At 62.8% G+C, this 16,538-nt stretch carries 17 protein-coding genes and 1 tRNA gene; 8 read left to right on the forward strand and 10 right to left on the reverse strand.

What is annotated here, in order from left to right:
• Positions 1–59: 59 nt before the first annotated feature.
• Complete coding sequence (locus HMPREF9710_RS03625) at positions 60–539, forward strand: hypothetical protein (RefSeq protein ID WP_005664005.1); 480 nt, start codon at positions 60–62, stop codon at positions 537–539.
• A 98-nt stretch (positions 540–637) separates the two neighbouring features.
• Positions 638–1,693: an extracellular catalytic domain type 1 short-chain-length polyhydroxyalkanoate depolymerase gene (locus HMPREF9710_RS03630; RefSeq protein WP_005664007.1), complete on the forward strand. Its 1,056-nt coding sequence runs from the start codon at positions 638–640 to the stop codon at positions 1,691–1,693.
• 4 nt (positions 1,694–1,697) lie between these two features.
• Here the strand turns inward: HMPREF9710_RS03630 and HMPREF9710_RS03635 are convergent, their stop codons facing one another.
• Positions 1,698–1,916 (reverse strand): cysteine-rich CWC family protein, encoded by a 219-nt coding sequence (locus HMPREF9710_RS03635; protein ID WP_307160177.1) that lies wholly within the window; start codon positions 1,914–1,916, stop codon positions 1,698–1,700.
• A gap of 95 nt (positions 1,917–2,011) precedes the next feature.
• Here HMPREF9710_RS03635 and argB point away from each other — a divergent pair, with 95 nt between their 5' ends.
• The 5 genes from argB (at position 2,012) to pabB (ending at position 6,345) form a co-directional block, all read left to right on the forward strand.
• Complete coding sequence (argB, locus tag HMPREF9710_RS03640; RefSeq protein WP_005664009.1) at positions 2,012–2,941, forward strand: acetylglutamate kinase; 930 nt, start codon at positions 2,012–2,014, stop codon at positions 2,939–2,941.
• 68 nt (positions 2,942–3,009) lie between these two features.
• Positions 3,010–3,084: transfer RNA gene (locus HMPREF9710_RS03645), tRNA-Thr, on the forward strand.
• Positions 3,085–3,173: 89 nt separating this feature from the next.
• A complete protein-coding gene (locus HMPREF9710_RS03650; protein ID WP_005664011.1) occupies positions 3,174–3,932 on the forward strand; it encodes a pyrimidine 5'-nucleotidase in 759 nt (252 codons plus the stop codon).
• Between the two features lie 7 nt (positions 3,933–3,939).
• On the forward strand, positions 3,940–4,518 hold the full coding sequence (gene slmA / locus HMPREF9710_RS03655; RefSeq protein ID WP_005664013.1) for a nucleoid occlusion factor SlmA: 579 nt from the start codon (positions 3,940–3,942) through the stop codon (positions 4,516–4,518).
• A gap of 9 nt (positions 4,519–4,527) precedes the next feature.
• Positions 4,528–6,345 (forward strand): aminodeoxychorismate synthase component I, encoded by a 1,818-nt coding sequence (gene pabB, locus HMPREF9710_RS03660; RefSeq protein WP_005664015.1) that lies wholly within the window; start codon positions 4,528–4,530, stop codon positions 6,343–6,345.
• A gap of 110 nt (positions 6,346–6,455) precedes the next feature.
• On the opposite strand, the gene HMPREF9710_RS03665 is transcribed toward pabB, so the two are convergent.
• The 3 genes from HMPREF9710_RS03665 to HMPREF9710_RS03675 form a co-directional block, all read right to left on the reverse strand.
• On the reverse strand, positions 6,456–7,067 hold the full coding sequence (locus HMPREF9710_RS03665) for an OmpW/AlkL family protein (protein ID WP_005664017.1): 612 nt from the start codon (positions 7,065–7,067) through the stop codon (positions 6,456–6,458).
• A 162-nt stretch (positions 7,068–7,229) separates the two neighbouring features.
• Positions 7,230–7,814 (reverse strand): glutathione peroxidase, encoded by a 585-nt coding sequence (locus HMPREF9710_RS03670; RefSeq protein WP_005664019.1) that lies wholly within the window; start codon positions 7,812–7,814, stop codon positions 7,230–7,232.
• A gap of 73 nt (positions 7,815–7,887) precedes the next feature.
• A complete protein-coding gene (locus HMPREF9710_RS03675; RefSeq protein WP_005664020.1) occupies positions 7,888–8,310 on the reverse strand; it encodes a CoA-binding protein in 423 nt (140 codons plus the stop codon).
• Between the two features lie 111 nt (positions 8,311–8,421).
• Here HMPREF9710_RS03675 and HMPREF9710_RS03680 point away from each other — a divergent pair, with 111 nt between their 5' ends.
• The gene (locus tag HMPREF9710_RS03680; protein WP_005664022.1) at positions 8,422–9,063 is read left to right on the forward strand and encodes a peptidoglycan recognition protein family protein; all 642 of its coding nucleotides are present in this window, start codon (positions 8,422–8,424) and stop codon (positions 9,061–9,063) included.
• A 36-nt stretch (positions 9,064–9,099) separates the two neighbouring features.
• On the opposite strand, the gene HMPREF9710_RS03685 is transcribed toward HMPREF9710_RS03680, so the two are convergent.
• From HMPREF9710_RS03685 to atpA, 6 genes are all read right to left on the reverse strand, one after another.
• A complete protein-coding gene (locus tag HMPREF9710_RS03685) occupies positions 9,100–10,779 on the reverse strand; it encodes a serine hydrolase (RefSeq protein ID WP_005664024.1) in 1,680 nt (559 codons plus the stop codon).
• Between the two features lie 160 nt (positions 10,780–10,939).
• Entirely contained in the window at positions 10,940–11,836 is an 897-nt protein-coding gene (locus tag HMPREF9710_RS03690) for an Abi family protein (RefSeq protein WP_051205009.1), read from the reverse strand.
• A gap of 247 nt (positions 11,837–12,083) precedes the next feature.
• On the reverse strand, positions 12,084–12,506 hold the full coding sequence (locus HMPREF9710_RS03695; protein WP_005664028.1) for a F0F1 ATP synthase subunit epsilon: 423 nt from the start codon (positions 12,504–12,506) through the stop codon (positions 12,084–12,086).
• Between the two features lie 32 nt (positions 12,507–12,538).
• Positions 12,539–13,942 carry a F0F1 ATP synthase subunit beta gene (gene atpD, locus HMPREF9710_RS03700; protein WP_005664031.1) on the reverse strand — a complete coding sequence of 468 codons (1,404 nt, stop codon included), beginning with the start codon at positions 13,940–13,942 and terminating at the stop codon, positions 12,539–12,541.
• A 55-nt stretch (positions 13,943–13,997) separates the two neighbouring features.
• A complete protein-coding gene (gene atpG, locus HMPREF9710_RS03705) occupies positions 13,998–14,873 on the reverse strand; it encodes a F0F1 ATP synthase subunit gamma (protein WP_005664033.1) in 876 nt (291 codons plus the stop codon).
• A gap of 57 nt (positions 14,874–14,930) precedes the next feature.
• The gene (gene atpA / locus HMPREF9710_RS03710; protein ID WP_005664034.1) at positions 14,931–16,472 is read right to left on the reverse strand and encodes a F0F1 ATP synthase subunit alpha; all 1,542 of its coding nucleotides are present in this window, start codon (positions 16,470–16,472) and stop codon (positions 14,931–14,933) included.
• Positions 16,473–16,538: the final 66 nt, after the last annotated feature.

Below are 16,538 nucleotides of genomic sequence, written 5' to 3' on the forward strand. Positions count from 1 at the left end.
AATACGCACTGTCTTTGGAACAGTGTCGCATTGATTCATGTTGCTGCACGAGGTGACCCATGAACATTCGTTTCATCATCGCGAGCGCCCTGTTGGGCGTGTCCGCCACGGCGTCGAGCCAGGTGTTGTCGCCCGATGGCTACGGCAAGATCGGGTTCGGCCAGCGGCTCGACCAGGTCGAACGCACGCTGGGCCAGCGCGCCACGCCGCGGCCGCTCGATCCCTCCTGCCCCATCGTCCGCTTCAAGCGTTATCAACAGGTGAGCTTCATGGTCGAGAACGGGGTGATCGTGCGCGCCGACGCCAGGATGGTGGTGCGCAACAGTGCCGGCGTCACGTCGCGCATGTCGGCCAAGGATGCGTTGCGCCATGCTCCCGGGCTGCGCAGCGAACGCCACAAATACGACGAACAGGGCCAGTACCTTGTCTTGCCCAAAGGCGAGAACAAGGCGCTGATCTTCGAAGCCAGCAAGGGGAAACTGACGACCATGCGCGCCGGCATCAAGCCGGCTGTCGACTACGTGGAGATGTGTGGGTAAACAGTCGCAGAAATACTGCAACAACAGCCGCTCGGCAACGTTTGACAGGTTGGTGTAAGCTCGTGGCGTGAAATTGTGCACTGCACAAAAGGAATACCATGAAACTCAACCGACTACTGATGAGGCAGCTAAGCGGGGCCGTCCGATCGCTGTTGCGATCGGGACCGGCCACGCCTGGCGCCGCCGTGCAGCAGGCCATGAAGAACGCGGCAGCCGTGCAGCGCGTGGCCGAGCGCCAGATGCGCGACTTCGTCATGCCTGCCCCTGCCCCTGCCCGTGCCCCTGCTCCCGCTCCTGCGCCGCCGGCGCGCGAGCCATTGACCGGCAGGTTCGAGGACGGCCATCACATGAACGCCGCCGGCCGCCGCGAGTACAAGCTGTATGTGCCTGGCAGCTATACCGGTACGCCGGCGCCGCTGGTGGTGATGCTGCACGGCTGCACCCAGGACCCGGAAGATTTCGCCACCGGCACCCAGATGAACGTGCTGGCCGAAGAGATCGGCTGCCTGGTGCTGTATCCGGCCCAGAGCAAGGGCGCGAACCTGTCGCGCTGCTGGAACTGGTTCAATGCGGTCGACCAGCGCCGCGACGAAGGCGAGCCATCGATCATCGCCGGCATGACGCGGGCCATCATGGCCAGCCATGCGGTGGACCCAAGCCAGGTGTATGTGGCCGGCCTGTCCGCCGGCGGCGCGATGGCGACCATCATGGGCACGCTCTATCCCGACCTGTATGCGGCGGTGGGCGTGCATTCCGGCCTGCCCTTTGCCTCGGCCAACAGCCTGTCGTCGGCGCTGGCGGCGATGAAGGGCGACTTCCGCCGCAGCACGACGAGCGCACAGCCCTTGCCGATCATCGTCTTCCACGGCGACCGCGACACCACCGTGCATCCGGCCAATGGCGAGGAAGTGGTCGCGCAAGGCGCGCGCCATCTGGCGCAGCCGGGCACCGCCGAACCGGGCCGCGTGCCCGACGGCCATGCCTACACGCGCACCTTGTATCCGGACGAGGACGGCATGGTGCAGGCCGAACACTGGCTGGTGCATGGCGCCGGCCATGCCTGGTTCGGCGGCAATGCGCGCGGCAGCTATACCGACGGCAAGGGACCGGATGCGAGCCGCGAGATGATGCGTTTCTTCCGCACGCGGCGCTGAGCTGTCAGTCGGCCGCTGGCGCGACTGGCAATGGGTGCGCGGCAATATGCGCGCGCAGGCACGCCGGGCACCAGCAGCCGGCCGCCTCCTGCGGCACGGCCACCGCCGGCGGCAAGGCCGTGCACCAGCAAGCTTCGGTGGCGCCGTCGGCCATTGCACATCCGAATTCGGCGCCGCAGCGCGTGCAAATACTCATAACTGATAAAGTACCGATTGCTGCCATAAAATACAACAGGACACCGCCCTTTCCCCACAAGGTTTACGCTGTTTTTACGGCATTTGCCTGTAAAATCTCGCGACATTTATTTCGGACCCTCCATGAACGCTCAAGTGACCAGCCTGAAGACCGACGACCAACCTGACGACTTGACTGCCGTGTCGACGGCGCTGAAGGCGCAGATCCTGGCCGAGGCGCTTCCCTACATCCGCAACTTCCACGGCAAGACCATCGTCATCAAATACGGCGGCAATGCCATGACCGACGAACGCCTGAAACACGGCTTCGCGCGCGACGTCATCCTGCTCAAGCTGGTGGGCATGAACCCGGTCGTGGTCCACGGCGGCGGCCCGCAGATCGACAATGCGCTGAAGAAGATCGGCAAGCAGGGCACTTTCGTGCAGGGCATGCGCATCACCGACGAAGAGACCATGGAAGTGGTGGAGTGGGTGCTGGGCGGCGAAGTTCAGCAAGACATCGTGATGCTGATTAACCACTACGGTGGCCAGGCAGTCGGCCTGACCGGCAAGGACGGCGGCCTGATCCGCGCACGCCGCATGGCGATGCCCGACAAGGAAAAACCGGGCGAGTTCCTCGACATCGGTTTCGTTGGCGAGATCGAGGCCATCAACCCGGCCGTCGTGAAAGCGCTGCAGGACGACGCCTTCATCCCGATCATCTCGCCGATCGGTTTCGGCCAGGACGGCCAGGCCTACAACATCAACGCCGACGTGGTCGCCGGCAAGATCGCGGAAATCCTGAAAGCCGAAAAGCTGATCATGATGACCAATATCGCCGGCGTGCAGGATAAGGCGGGCAATCTGGTGACCGACCTGTCGGCGCGCGAGATCGACGAAATGTTCGCGGACGGCACGATCTCGGGCGGCATGCTGCCGAAGATCTCGTCGGCGCTGGACGCCGCGAAGTCGGGCGTGAACACCGTGCACATCATCGATGGCCGCATCGAGCACTCATTGTTGCTCGAAGTCTTGACCGAACAGGCTTTTGGCACTATGATCCGGTCTCACTAAATTTTTTGTGACGGGGAAACCCCCACAGAAAATGTCGTTACGGTGGGCATTGCCCACCGCATCTACCCGCCCTTGTAGCTCAGTGGTAGAGCACTCCCTTGGTAAGGGAGAGGCCACGTGTTCAATCCACGTCAAGGGCACCATCTCCCATCCCCTGTTTTACCCCGCTCCATGACGTCGTCAGGCGCCGCTGGCATAATCGCGTGTTGCATCTTTTGCGAGCCGATTACCCGTGTCTACTTCTTCCCTCCAAGCCCCAGTCTGGCTGTTCGACCTCGATAACACCCTGCACGACGCCTCGCACGCGATCTTCCCGGCGATCAGCGCCAATATGAACACGTATATCGCGCGCGTGCTGAGCAGCGACGGCGTGCCGGCCACGCAAGAGATGGTCGATGCCGCGCGCCTGGGCTACTGGCAGCGCTACGGCGCCACCCTGCTCGGCATGATGCGCCACCACCAGGTGTGCGCCAGGGATTTCCTGCACCAGACCCACGACATCGGCCCGCTCGACGCCCTGCTGCGCGCCGAGCGCGGCCTGGCGCGCCTGCTGCGTCGCCTGCCTGGCCGCAAGATCTTGCTGACCAATGCGCCGAACAGCTATTCGACCGAGATCGTGCGCCGCCTGAAGCTGCACAACCATTTTTCGCACCATGTGGCAATCGAGCACATGCACGTGCACGGGCAGTTGCGGCCGAAACCGTCGAAGCTGATGTTGCGCCGCCTGCTGCGCAAGCACGGCATCGCGGCCCAGCGCTGCATCCTGGTCGAAGACACGCTGGCCAATCTGCGCACCGCGCGCCAGCTGGGCCTGCGCACCGTCTGGGTCACCCAATACCTGCGTCACACCGCCCGGATGAGCGATCCGATTGGAAAAGCGCCCCTCCCGAGGACCCTGAAATGCCCCGGTTACGTCAATGTCAAAGTAAAATCCGTGCGGCAACTTCCGACGCGGCTCTCCGGGCTGCGCCGCTCCAATAACAACTCCTAGGGATCCCATGGCAAGCACGAAGCCAGGCCAGCGCAAGCTGCAAATCCTCCAGGCCCTGGCCTCGATGCTCGAGCAGCCCAAGGGCGAGAAAATCACCACCGCCGCGCTCGCGGCGCGCCTGTCGGTGTCCGAAGCGGCGCTGTACCGCCACTTCGCCAGCAAGGCGCAGATGTACGAGGGACTGATCGAGTTCATCGAGTCGTCGGTATTCGGCGTGATCAACCAGATCACCGAGAAAGAAGACAGCGGCCTGTCGCAGGCGCACGCGATGCTGCAGATGCTGCTCGGCTTCGCGGCCAACAACCCGGGCATGACGCGCGTGCTGATCGGCGATGCGCTGGTGAATGAAGACGAGCGCCTGCAACTGCGCATGAACCAGTTCTACGACAAGGTCGAACTGGCCTTCAAGGGCGCCCTGCGCCTGGCCGTCACCCAGGGACACGGCCAGGAAGCCGACGTCGCCGCGCGCGCCAGCCTGCTGGTGAACTATGTCACCGGCCGCTGGCACCGCTTCGCGAAGACGGGCTTCAAGCTCAATCCAACCGAAGGCACGTCGCTCCAGCTGTCCCTGCTGCTGGCGGCGTAGAATCGGAGCATGGATACCGGCGAAGTCTTCGCGCTGCTGGACGATGCCCGCGCCACGCAGGAGGCCCGCTCGCGCCTGTACAGCGGGCATGCGGGCACGCTGACCTGTGAGGACGCGGCTGGCTGGCCGCGACTGGTGGCGGCGCTGTCGCAGGCGCTGCAAAGCGGCCTGCACGCGGTGCCGCTGCTGAGCTATGAACTGGGCGCGCACCTGGAGGGCCTGCCGGCCCGCCCGCTCGACGGCCCGCTGGCGCAGGTGCTGCTGTTTACCCGCTGCGAACGCATGACCGGCGAGCAGGTGGCCTCGTGGCTGGCAACGCGCAGCATGGACCTTGCGCCGGCCGGCGTCGCCGGTATTACCGCGAATGTCGATGAGGCGCGGTTCACCGAGGCGATCGGCCGCATCCGCGACTACATCGCGGCCGGCGACACCTACCAGGTCAACTACACCTGGCGGCTGCGCTTCGAAGCCTTCGGTTCGCTGCTCGCCCTGTACACGCGCCTGCGCGCGCGCCAGCCGGTGCCGTATGGCGCGCTGGTGACGCTGCCTGGCGGCGGCGCCGTGCTGTCGTTCTCGCCCGAGCTGTTCGTGCGCCACGAGGCGGGCATGCTGGTGGCGCGGCCGATGAAGGGCACGGCGCCGGCCAGCGGCGATGCGGATGTCGACGCCGCGCGCGCTGCAAGCCTGGCGCAGGACAGCAAGAACCGCGCCGAAAACCTGATGATCGTCGACCTGCTGCGCAATGACCTGGGCCGCGTGGCGCAGACCGGCAGCGTCGAGACGCCGGCCCTGTTCGAGGTGCAGCGCTACGGCGCCGTGCTGCAGATGACCTCCACCGTGCAGGCGCGCCTGCGCGCGGATGCGGGGCTGGAAGAGATCTTCAAGGCCTTGTATCCATGCGGCTCGATCACCGGCGCGCCGAAGCGGCGCACGATGGAGATCATCCACGAACTCGAACCCGATGCACGCGGCATCTATACCGGCGCCATCGGCTGGTTCGATCCGGCGCCCCCGGGTCGCGCCTTCGGCGACTTCTGCCTGTCGGTGCCGATCCGGACGCTGGCGCTCGGTCCATCGATCGATGGAGCAAGACGCGGCGAACTGGGCGTCGGCGCCGGCATCGTGTACGACAGCGATGCGCAATCCGAATACGCCGAGTGCCAATTGAAGGCGGGTTTTCTTACCGGCCTGCCCAACGAGTTCGAGATCTTCGAGACCATCCGCGCCTCGCGCGAACACGGCTGCCGCCACCTGGAGCAGCATCTCGACCGCATGGAAGCATCGTGCGCCTGGTTCGGCTTTGCCTTCGACCGCGGCGCGGCCCATATCGCGCTGCTGGAAGCCAGCCTGGCCCTGCCCTCCGATGCGCTGCACCGCCTGCGCCTGGCCGTCTCCCACGACGGCGCGCTGACGCTCACATCCGGCGAGCTGACGCCCTTGCATGAGCCGGTGACCTTGCTGCTGGCCCAGGAGCCGACGCACAGCGGCGACGTCTTCCTGCGCCACAAGACGAGCGTCCGCGGCCGCTACGACGCGGCGTGGAAGGCGGCCGAGGCGCAAGGCGCCTTCGATATGCTGTTCTTTAACGAGCGCGGAGAATTGACGGAAGGAGGGCGCTGCAGCGTGTTCCTGCGCTTCGGCGAGGAGTGGCTCACGCCGCCCTTGTCCTGCGGCGTGCTGCCGGGCGTGATGCGCGGCGTGCTGCTGGCCGCGCCCGCCTGGCGTGCGCGCGAAGCCGTGATCACGCGCGCCATGCTCGAACAGGCCGACGACATCGTCGTCTGCAACGCGCTGCGCGGGCCGCTGCGCGCCGTGCTTGCGGCGTAATCGCAGGGCAGAATGAAGGCGTGGGTCGCGCCCCGCCCTTTCCCATGTTTGATGCTTTTGCTGGAAGCTCGCCCATGGAAGACGGGCAGGACGCGATCACGCACAAGCTGTCAGAAGCGGTAGCCGACACCCAGCCCGAACAGGACCGGATCGACCTTCAGGTGGCTGGCGTTGGCGCCGCCGACGTACACGTCGCTGCGCAGCTTGACCTTCTTGACGTCGGCGTTGATCGACCAGTGTTCGTTGAGGCGGAAGTCGACGCCGGCCTGCAGCGACAGGCCCCAGCTATCGTTTTCCAGGTCGCCGGCGCCATCGAGCAGCTTGACGCTCGATATGCGGGTGTAGTTCACGCCGGCGCCGATGTAGGGGCTGATGGCCGCGCCGGGGGCGAAGTGGTATTGCAGGTTCAGGGTCGGCGGCAGGTGCTTGAAGGTGCCGATCTCGGCGCCGTCCAGGCGGACCTTGTGCTTCTGTGGATAAGTCAGGATCAGTTCGGCCGCGATATGCGAGGTGAAGAAGTAGCTGATGTCCAGCTCGGGAATGGTCTTCGTGCTCACTTCGAGGCGGTCCGCCGCGCCGACGCCGGCGATCGGGGTCGACTTGTTGTCCGGGTCGACGTACACGGCGCGGGCGCGCACCAGCCATGGGGATTCCTGCGCCAGCGCCTGGGCGGACGCCATGGCGATCAGGGCCACCAGCACGGTCTTCATCGGCGTTTTCATCTTTTTCTTACCTTTCTTCGTTTTTATGTCATCTGCGACGAAGGTAAGCTTATTGATGTGAAGCAAAACAAACTATGATCTACATCAAAATGACCATGCTATTAATGTGGTTTATAAAACGCCTATCTCCCAGCTTATATCTTTGATCGCCAGAGAATGCCCTTACAGGGCCGCTTCGATCTTCCCGGTCAGCTGAGGATCTTCCGGCGTGACCTTGCTCGGGAAGTAGTCGAGCACCTTGTCGTCACGGCCGATCAGGTATTTGGTGAAGTTCCACTTCGGTTCCTGGCCGGTGGCCTTGATCAGCTGCGCATGCAGCGGGTTGGCTTGCGGGCCTTTCACCGAGCTCTTGGCGAACATCGGGAACTTGACGCCATAGGTGTTGAAGCACAGGTCGGCGATTTCCTTGGCGCTGCCCGGTTCCTGCTGGCCGAAGTCGTTCGACGGGAAGCCCAGGATCACGAAGCCGCGGCCACCGTACTTGGCGTAGATCTTTTCCAGGCCTTCGTACTGCTTGGTGAAGCCGCAGTAGCTGGCCGTGTTCACCACCAGCACCACCTTGCCGGCATATTGGCAGAGGTCTTGCGGCGCTTCGTCCTGCAGGCGCTTGAAGCTGTGCTTGAGCACGGCCGGGCATGCGGCCGGGCTCTTGGTCAGCGCGGCGACCGGCGCGGCCTGCGCGCGTGCCGGCTGGGTGACGCTGGCGGCGGCCGTGGCGGCGAGCAGCAGGGCGATGGTCTTGATCATGGCGTGGTATTGACGGGGTTGAAATGCGTCGATTGTAGCGCAAGCGGCAACCCCGGCGGCCAACGCTTTTTTCTCATCCCTCCAGGCTGCGGTGCTCGATCTTGATGCAGTGGTTCATGACCACGTCCAGCCCGGCGGCGCGCGCCAGGTCGGCGGCGGCCTGGTTCTCGATATCGAGCTGCATCCACAGGCAGCTGGCGCGCACGGCGATGGCGTCGCGCGCGATCGGGCCGATGTCTTCGGATTTGCGGAAGCAGTCGACGATGTCGATACGTTGGCCGCTGCCGGCGATGGCATCGGCGGCCTCTTGCAGGCTGGCGTAGACCGTCTCGCCATGGATGGTCTGGCCGGCATAGCTCGGGTTGACGGGCAGGATGCGGTAGCCGTTGTGCTGCAAGTAGGCGCCCACTTCGTTGCTGGCGCGGTCTTCCTTGTTCGACATGCCGACGATGGCGATAATCTTGCTGTCGCGGAGGATCTGGGTGATGGTTCGCATGGTGTGCTCTGCTGTTGTTATCGTTGGAATCAGCTTATCAGGTTTGCATATGCTGGCGCTGCACGGTCAAACGTGGAAAGATGATGGCTCATCCATGTTGGATATTCTGCCATGATCCCTGCATCTGTTTCACGCGCATCTGTTTCACATATTGGCGCCGCAATTGCGCTGGCGTTCTCGATCGGCGGCGCGCACGGCGCCGAGTCCCTGCCCGACCTCGAACGCGCCATCGTGCCGGTCGCCAGCTGGGGCGGCACGCCGGCCGACGCGACGAAGGCGCGGCGCCACCGGATCACCCACATCACCTTGCACCACCAGGGCGAACCGTTCAAGCCGGGCGCCGACCCGCAAGCCTACCTGCGCCGCCTGCAGGCCTGGTCGCGTGCCGAGAAAGGCTGGCTCGACATCCCCTACCACTACGTGATCGACCTCGATGGCCGCATCTACGGCGCGCGCGACCTCGCCTATGCGGGCGACACCAATACCGACTACGACCCCAAGGGACATGCGCTGATCGAGGTGGTCGGCAATTTCGAAGAAGTGGAGCCGAACCAGCCGCAGCTCGATGCGGTGGTGGGCCTGATGGCCATGCTCGCCGCGAAGCACCAGGTCTCGCTGGACGACATTCAGAGCCACCGCGATTATTCGGACAAGACGGTGTGCCCGGGCGAAAACCTGTACCGCTACGTGAAGGACGATTATTTCAGGCACAAGGTGGCCTTGCGGCTGGCGCAGGAGCAGGCCGCGAAATAAGCCGCGGCCAGCTCATTCAGTACTCTTGGTGAGTGCTTACTGCAGCCGTTTGCCGGGCGTGGCCTGGCCGTTCTGGTGCAATACGACCACCGGCGCGCCATCCGCGCCCTTCTCGAACCTGAGTTCGGCATTCACGTCGCGCGAGAAGAACACGTCCTCACTGGCCGGGAAGATCTCGATCTTGCGCTGTCCGGTCGCCTGCGCATAATAGCGTTCGCCCTCCCGGCTCAGCGTGATCGTGAACTGCGGCGCGAGCTGGTAGGCGCCGGCGCGCGCATCGAAGCCGGCGTTGTCGATCTTCACCGCCTCCCGTTCGGCAGGCGCATCGCCGACGCGTTCGTTGCGCGTCCGCTCGCCTGCGTTGTCGACCGTGACGTGGGTGACCTTGCCTTGCGCATCGCGTCCGAACTCGAAGCGCGCCAGCGTCCCCGGGAAGAAGAAGCCGTCCTTCGAATAAGGCGTCAGGGCGGCCGGCGAGCGGTCGCCGCGGGCCATCATGAGATTGCCGTCGCGGCTCGTGAAGATGCGCTTTTCCTTGCCGTCGATGTCATATACGCCTGTGAACCCGTCGAGGGCCTTGGCATCGAGCTTGAATGCCTTCGGCTCCATGAACGGCTTGCCCATCGCCAGCGCCGCCGCCTTCTTGGCCAGCACCTCCGGGTTGGCGCTGCCGCTGTCGGCATTGCCCAGCACCGCGACGAAGATCTTTTTTTCCGGCAGGCGCAGCGCATAGGTGCTGAAACCATTGATGCCGCCGCCATGCTCGATGACCGGCGTGCCCTGCAGGGTGCCGACGCCCCAGCCATAACCATAACCGGTCGACTTCTCGGGAGTCAGCTGGTAGGGCGTGAAGGCCATCTTCCAGCTCGCGGGTTTGAGCAGCTTGCCGGACGCGATGGCGGCATCCCATTTCGCCAGGTCGTCCACGGTGGAGACCAGCGCGCCGGCCGCATACGGCTGGCTCATGGACAGGGGCTGCGCCGGCGCGAACCCCTTCTCCTGCGCGCTGTAGCCGATCGCGCGCGGCGCGTTCGAACGCTCGACGCCTTCATACGCGGTGTCCTTCATGCCCAGCGGCGTGAAGATGCGCTGCTCGAGGAAGCTGGCGTAGCTCGTGCCCGAAACCCGCTCGATGATCGCGCCGAGCAGGAAGTAGCCGCTGTTGTTGTAGCGGAACTGGGTGCCGGGCTCGAACTCGAGCGGATCGTTCCTGAAGCCGTCGATCATCTGGGCCACGGTGAAGTCTTTCGCCATCGTCGACACATAGCCCGACTTGCCGGTGTAGCTGACGATGCCCGAGGTATGGGTCAGCAGGTGCTCGACGGTGATGACCTTGCCGCCGGTCGGATAGTCGGGGAAGAAGCGCGTAATGGGATCGTTCAGGGCCAGCTTGCCCTCCTCGGCCAGCATCAGGATCGCCACCGCCGTGAACTGCTTGGTGATCGAGCCGAGGCGCAGCACGGTACCGGGCGTCAGCGGCGTCTTGGCGGCCACGTCGGCGGCGCCATAGGCCTTCCTGAACACCGTCTTGCCGTCCTTGACCACGATGACCGTGGCGCCGGGGTCTTCCGCCTTGTACTGGGGTTTGAATAGCGCATCGAGCTTGGTGGCCAGGGATTGCGCCGAGGCGGCCCTGGTGGCTGGTTGCTGCGCTTGCGCGAGCATCGGGTTCGACAGCAGGACGACAGCAACGGCGACGGCGGAGAGTTTCAGCATGACGGCTACCCTTCTTGACGAGTTGTGATCTTGCTACTGTAACTCTGCCGTATCACAAATGGTAAATAATCCGATGAAGTGCTGAAAAGACCGGATAAAAGCCTGCGCGATGGGTGCGAGAGGGTCCTGTCGCCTGTCGCGCCGAGGCGCCAGGTTCGATCTATACCCAGAGCTGATCTCGGTCCCAGCCTTGGCCAAAACCCATCTGCGCCGGATTGATCATCGGATACGAATGGAACAGATATCGCAAGCCGTCCGAAAAGAACGGGTTCCCATCAATAGCCGTGGTCATGATGCGGATGACCGCAGCACGAGAATAGAAGCGGGACGGATGGGCGAAGTGCGCCGAATAACGTGGATGCGATTGTGGATCGAACGGCAGAGAACGATTCCAGATTCGTCCATGGTGCGCACAGGCATTACGTAGGTTGTTCAAGCTGTGGAGCCAGGATTCGAGCACTGGAGCCGACAGGCCAAACATATTTGCGATCGCACTCTTGCCATGCGCGAGCTCCTTGTAGAGCGTCGACCATTTACCGAACGAAAGGCACTCGGCTACCGCCCAAGAAGGCGGCAAACGCGGGTTGGTATATTTCGCGTGGTAATGAGCAATAAACTTTTGCTTTTCAGACCGCTGTACTTCCCTGGCTACCTCGCCAAACCACTTTGCCTGGTCTGATGCATTCTTGAATACGACTTTCGTAAAGTCGAGATACCAATGCGTACCGAAGTGGGTGTTCAATTCCTGAAGAATGGCAGTGCGAACGGCAACTTCGATCCTGTCGATCTGTTCCATCACAAGCGACCTGAGCGCGCGATCGAACTCGTAGATCTGCCGTATGTCATCGAAAGTGGTGCCGGGTTTAAATTGCCTGTTCCCATACAAGAACCCGACAGGCGCCTGCTGCATAAAAGGCAAGGCATAGCCGCGGAACCGGAAGTAGCCCACTGCACGCAGAAAGCGTTCTGCGTCCGCGTCATTCGCCACTACCAAGCCCTTGTTCTTGAGACGTACAACGCTGTCAGCGACAGACAGTACAGGCTTAGCGTATTGCATTTTGTACCGACAAAAAAAACCCGCCATTTTTACACTGCTCTTGGTAGAGCGCGTGGCGGCGGGTGTTGTTGGAGGTAGTTTACCTTAGCGCGCAAAATTGATCAAATTTGGCGATGCGACTTCGTCGACTAACAATGCTATGCACGATCCTGAAGAGCGTCAATCGCTGTATCGATACGGCCATACTGATCGCGAACAAAAAAAAGGCAGCCCGCAGGCTGCCCCTTCTATTGCCGAGCTATGAAGCTCAACGGCCTTTCGACCGCAGCTTCTGGATCGCCGCCAGCTGCGCGACCGCCGCGGCCATCTCGGCCTGGGCTTTCGCGTAGTCGATGTTCGAATCCTTGTTCAGCATCAGCTCTTCGGCCTGCTTCTTGGCCGCGGTTGCTTTCGCTTCGTCCAGGTCGCCACCGCGGATCGCGGTGTCGGCCAGCACGGTCACGCCGTTCGGCTGCACTTCGAGGATACCGCCGGCTACGAAGACGAACTCTTCGCCGCCGCCGGCCACCTGGATGCGCACGGCGCCCGGGCGGATGCGCGTGATCAAGGGGGTGTGCTTCGGGTAGATACCCAGCTCACCCGCTTCACCCGGCAACGCGACGAATTCGGCCTGGCCGGAGAAGATCTGTTCTTCGGCCGAGACTACGTCAACGAGAAATGTGTTTGCCATGTGTGTCCTTCAGTTTGAATGAAGAAGCCGACTTAGGCAGCCAGTTTCTTGGCTTTCTCGATTGCCTCTTCGATCGTGCCGACCATGTAGAACGCTTGCTCCGGCAGGTGATCCAGTTCGCCCGATGCGATCATCTTGAAGCCCTTGATCGTGTCTTTCAGCGAAACGTACTTGCCTGGGGCGCCGGTGAAGACTTCAGCGACGTGGAACGGCTGCGACAGGAAACGCTGCATCTTACGTGCACGAGCGACGACCAGCTTGTCTTCCGGCGCCAGTTCGTCCATGCCCAGAATCGCGATGATGTCACGCAGTTCCTTGTAGCGCTGCAGGGTGCCCTGCACGGCGCGCGCGGTCGAGTAGTGCTCTTCGCCGACGACCAGCGGGTCCAGCTGGCGCGAGGTCGAATCGAGTGGGTCGACCGCAGGGTAGATACCCAGCGATGCGATGTCACGCGACAGAACGACGGTCGAGTCCAGGTGGGCGAAGGTGGTTGCAGGCGACGGGTCGGTCAAGTCATCCGCAGGGACGTAGACGGCCTGGATCGAGGTGATCGAACCGGTCTTGGTCGAGGTGATGCGCTCTTGCAGACGGCCCATCTCTTCGGCCAGGGTCGGCTGGTAGCCCACTGCCGATGGCATACGGCCCAGCAGTGCCGAGACTTCGGTACCGGCCAGGGTGTAGCGGTAGATGTTGTCGACGAAGAACAGGACGTCCTTGCCTTCGTCACGGAACGCTTCCGCCATGGTCAGGCCGGTCAGCGCGACGCGCAGACGGTTGCCTGGTGGTTCGTTCATCTGACCGTAGACCATCGCCACTTTCGAGTTGGCTGGGTTTTCCAGGTCGACGACTTTTGCATCGGCCATTTCGTGGTAGAAGTCGTTACCTTCACGGGTACGCTCACCCACGCCGGCGAACACGGACAGACCCGAGTGTGCCTTGGCGATGTTGTTGATCAGTTCCATCATGTTGACGGTCTTGCCGACGCCGGCGCCGCCGAACAGGCCGACTTTACCGCCCTTGGCGAACGGGCAGACCAGGTCGATGACCTTGATGCCGGTTTCCAGCAGGTCGGTCGACGGCGACAGCTCGTCGTAGGCCGGCGCATCGCGGTGGATCGATGCCATGCGCTCATGGCTGACCGGGCCGCATTCGTCGATCGGGTTGCCCAGCACGTCCATGATACGGCCCAGGGTCGGCACGCCGACTGGCACCATGATCGGATTGCCGGTGTTCTGGATCATCATGCCGCGACGCAGGCCTTCCGAGCTGCCCAGAGCAATGGTACGGACCACGCCGTCGCCCAGCTGCTGCTGGACTTCCAGGGTCAGTTCGGAGCCTTCCATTTTCAGTGCGTCGTACACTTTCGGCATGGCGTTACGTGGGAATTCCACGTCAACCACGGCGCCGATACACTGAACGATTTTGCCATCAGCCATGTTCGTTCCTTCAGATATATAGTTAGATTCTTTTACTTGATCGCTGGGCGCGGCCTTAGACGGCTGCGGCACCCGACACGATCTCGGAGAGTTCTTTGGTAATCGCAGCCTGGCGGGTCTTGTTGTAGACCAGCTTCAGGTCGCTGATGACACTGCCGGCGTTATCGCTCGCGGCCTTCATCGCGACCATGCGCGCCGATTGTTCCGACGCCAGGTTTTCCGCCACTGCCTGGTACACCAGCGCTTCCACATAACGCACCAGCAGCTCGTCGATGACGACTTGCGCTTCCGGTTCGTAGATGTAGTCCCAGCTGTGGGCGCCTGCATCGGCTTCCAGCGCTTTGGCTGGCAGCGGGAGCAGTTGCTCGACCATCGTTTCCTGCTTCATCGTGTTGATGAACTTGGTGTAGCACAGGTAGACGGCATCGAGCTTGCCTTCCTGGTACGCGTCCAGCATCACTTTGACCGGTCCGATCAGCTTGTCCAGTTGCGGGGCATCGCCCAGCTGGGTCGCTTGCGACACCAGCTTCATGCCGACGCGGTTCAGGAAGCCCAGGCCCTTGTTGCCGATGGCGACTGCCTCGACACGGTTGCCCAGCTGCTCCTGCTCACGCGCCTTCTGCGTTACCTGGCGCAGGATGTTGGTGTTCATGCCGCCGCACAGACCCTTGTCGGTCGTGATGACGATGAAACCCACTGCCTTTGCCGACACGCCCTTGGCTTGCGCCATGAATGCGTGCGTGTACTCCGGGTTTGCGTTGGCCAGATTGGCGGTGATGTTACGAACCTTGTCACTGTAGGGACGGGCGGCGCGCATGCGATCCTGCGCCTTGCGCATTTTCGATGCGGCGACCATTTCCATCGCCTTGGTGATCTTCTTCGTATTCTCTACGCTCTTGATCTTGCCACGAATCTCTTTGCCTGCTGCCATGAGTCCTTACTCCTTCCGGGCACCGGCGCCGCTATTCAAGCGGCGCCGGTCCATCAATTAATATGCGCCGGATTTCTTGAAATCAGCAATGGCGGCGGCCAGCGCAGCTTCGCCGTCCTTGTCCAGTTGCTTGGTTTCGTCGATCTTCGACAGCAGGGCGGCGTGGCCCGACTTCAGGAAGCCGTGCAGACCCTGCTCGAACGGCAGCACTTTCTTGACCTCGATGTCGTCCAGGTAGCCCTTGTTGACGGCGAACAGCGATGCGGCCATCAGCGAGGTCGACAGCGGCGAGAACTGCGGCTGCTTCAGCAGCTCGGTCACGCGCGCGCCGCGGTCCAGCTGCTTGCGGGTCGACTCGTCCAGGTCCGATGCGAACTGCGCGAACGCAGCCAGTTCACGGTACTGCGCCAGGTCGGTACGGATACCGCCCGACAGGCCCTTGATGACCTTGGTCTGGGCGGCGCCACCGACGCGCGACACCGAGATACCGGCGTTGATCGCAGGACGGATACCGGCGTTGAACAGCGAGGTCTCCAGGAAGATCTGGCCGTCGGTAATCGAAATCACGTTGGTCGGCACGAAGGCCGAGACGTCGCCAGCCTGGGTTTCGATGATCGGCAGTGCGGTCAGCGAACCGGTCTTGCCGGTGACGGCGCCGTTGGTGAACTTCTCGACGTAGTCGGCGTTCACGCGGGCTGCGCGCTCGAGCAGACGGCTGTGCAGGTAGAACACGTCGCCTGGGTATGCTTCGCGGCCTGGTGGGCGGCGCAGCAGCAGCGAAATTTGACGATAAGCGACAGCTTGCTTCGACAGGTCGTCATAGACGATCAGCGCGTCTTCGCCGCGGTCGCGGAAGTATTCGCCCATTGCGCAGCCCGAGTAGGCCGAGATGTACTGCATGGCGGCCGATTCCGACGCCGATGCCGCGACAACAATGGTGTATTCCATCGCGCCGTGCTGTTCCAGCGAACGCACGATGTTCTTGATGGTCGATGCCTTCTGGCCGATCGCGACGTACACGCAGGTGACGCCTTGACCTTTCTGGTTGATGATCGCGTCGACTGCGACAGCCGATTTACCGGTCTGGCGGTCGCCGATGATCAGCTCACGCTGGCCACGGCCGATCGGCACCATCGCGTCGATCGACTTGATGCCGGTCTGCATAGGCTGCGACACCGATTCACGCGCGATGACGCCTGGCGCGATCTTTTCGATCGGGGCGGTCAGCGTGGTGGCGATCGGACCCTTGCCGTCGATCGGCTGGCCCAGTGCGTTGACCACGCGGCCACGCAGTTCAGGACCGATCGGCACTTCCAGGATGCGGCCGGTGGTCTTGACGGTATCGCCTTCCGAGATGTGCTCGTAAGCACCCAGGATGACGGCGCCGACCGAGTCGCGCTCCAGGTTCATCGCCAGGCCGAAGGTGTTGCCTGGGAATTCCAGCATCTCGCCCTGCATCACGTCCGACAGACCGTGGATGCGGCAGATACCGTCGGCGACCGAGATCACGGTGCCTTGGTTGCGGACGTCTGCAGAGCCTTCCAGGCCCTGGATCCGGCTCTTGATCAGCTCGCTGATTTCAGATGGGTTAAGTTGCATGCTAGCTAACTCCAATTATAGTTTCTTGATGCGTAGGGCAAGGGCGGGACGTCGGCCGATGCGAGT

Source organism: Massilia timonae CCUG 45783 (assembly GCF_000315425.1).
GTDB classification, from domain to species: Bacteria; Pseudomonadota; Gammaproteobacteria; order Burkholderiales; family Burkholderiaceae_D; genus Telluria; species Telluria timonae.

Coding starts and splice junctions, on each gene's coding strand:
- atpA (WP_005664034.1), bottom strand. CDS start 16,472: ATGCAACTTAACCCATCTGAAATCAGCGAGCTGATCAAGAGCCGGATC.
- HMPREF9710_RS03630 (WP_005664007.1), top strand. CDS start 638: ATGAAACTCAACCGACTACTGATGAGGCAGCTAAGCGGGGCCGTCCGA.
- HMPREF9710_RS03670 (WP_005664019.1), bottom strand. CDS start 7,814: ATGATCAAGACCATCGCCCTGCTGCTCGCCGCCACGGCCGCCGCCAGC.
- atpG (WP_005664033.1), bottom strand. CDS start 14,873: ATGGCAGCAGGCAAAGAGATTCGTGGCAAGATCAAGAGCGTAGAGAAT.
- HMPREF9710_RS03685 (WP_005664024.1), bottom strand. CDS start 10,779: ATGCTGAAACTCTCCGCCGTCGCCGTTGCTGTCGTCCTGCTGTCGAAC.
- HMPREF9710_RS03635 (WP_307160177.1), bottom strand. CDS start 1,916: ATGGCAGCAATCGGTACTTTATCAGTTATGAGTATTTGCACGCGCTGC.
- HMPREF9710_RS03690 (WP_051205009.1), bottom strand. CDS start 11,836: ATGCAATACGCTAAGCCTGTACTGTCTGTCGCTGACAGCGTTGTACGT.
- argB (WP_005664009.1), top strand. CDS start 2,012: ATGAACGCTCAAGTGACCAGCCTGAAGACCGACGACCAACCTGACGAC.
- HMPREF9710_RS03680 (WP_005664022.1), top strand. CDS start 8,422: ATGATCCCTGCATCTGTTTCACGCGCATCTGTTTCACATATTGGCGCC.
- HMPREF9710_RS03665 (WP_005664017.1), bottom strand. CDS start 7,067: ATGAAAACGCCGATGAAGACCGTGCTGGTGGCCCTGATCGCCATGGCG.
- atpD (WP_005664031.1), bottom strand. CDS start 13,942: ATGGCTGATGGCAAAATCGTTCAGTGTATCGGCGCCGTGGTTGACGTG.
- HMPREF9710_RS03675 (WP_005664020.1), bottom strand. CDS start 8,310: ATGCGAACCATCACCCAGATCCTCCGCGACAGCAAGATTATCGCCATC.
- HMPREF9710_RS03695 (WP_005664028.1), bottom strand. CDS start 12,506: ATGGCAAACACATTTCTCGTTGACGTAGTCTCGGCCGAAGAACAGATC.
- slmA (WP_005664013.1), top strand. CDS start 3,940: ATGGCAAGCACGAAGCCAGGCCAGCGCAAGCTGCAAATCCTCCAGGCC.
- pabB (WP_005664015.1), top strand. CDS start 4,528: ATGGATACCGGCGAAGTCTTCGCGCTGCTGGACGATGCCCGCGCCACG.
- HMPREF9710_RS03625 (WP_005664005.1), top strand. CDS start 60: ATGAACATTCGTTTCATCATCGCGAGCGCCCTGTTGGGCGTGTCCGCC.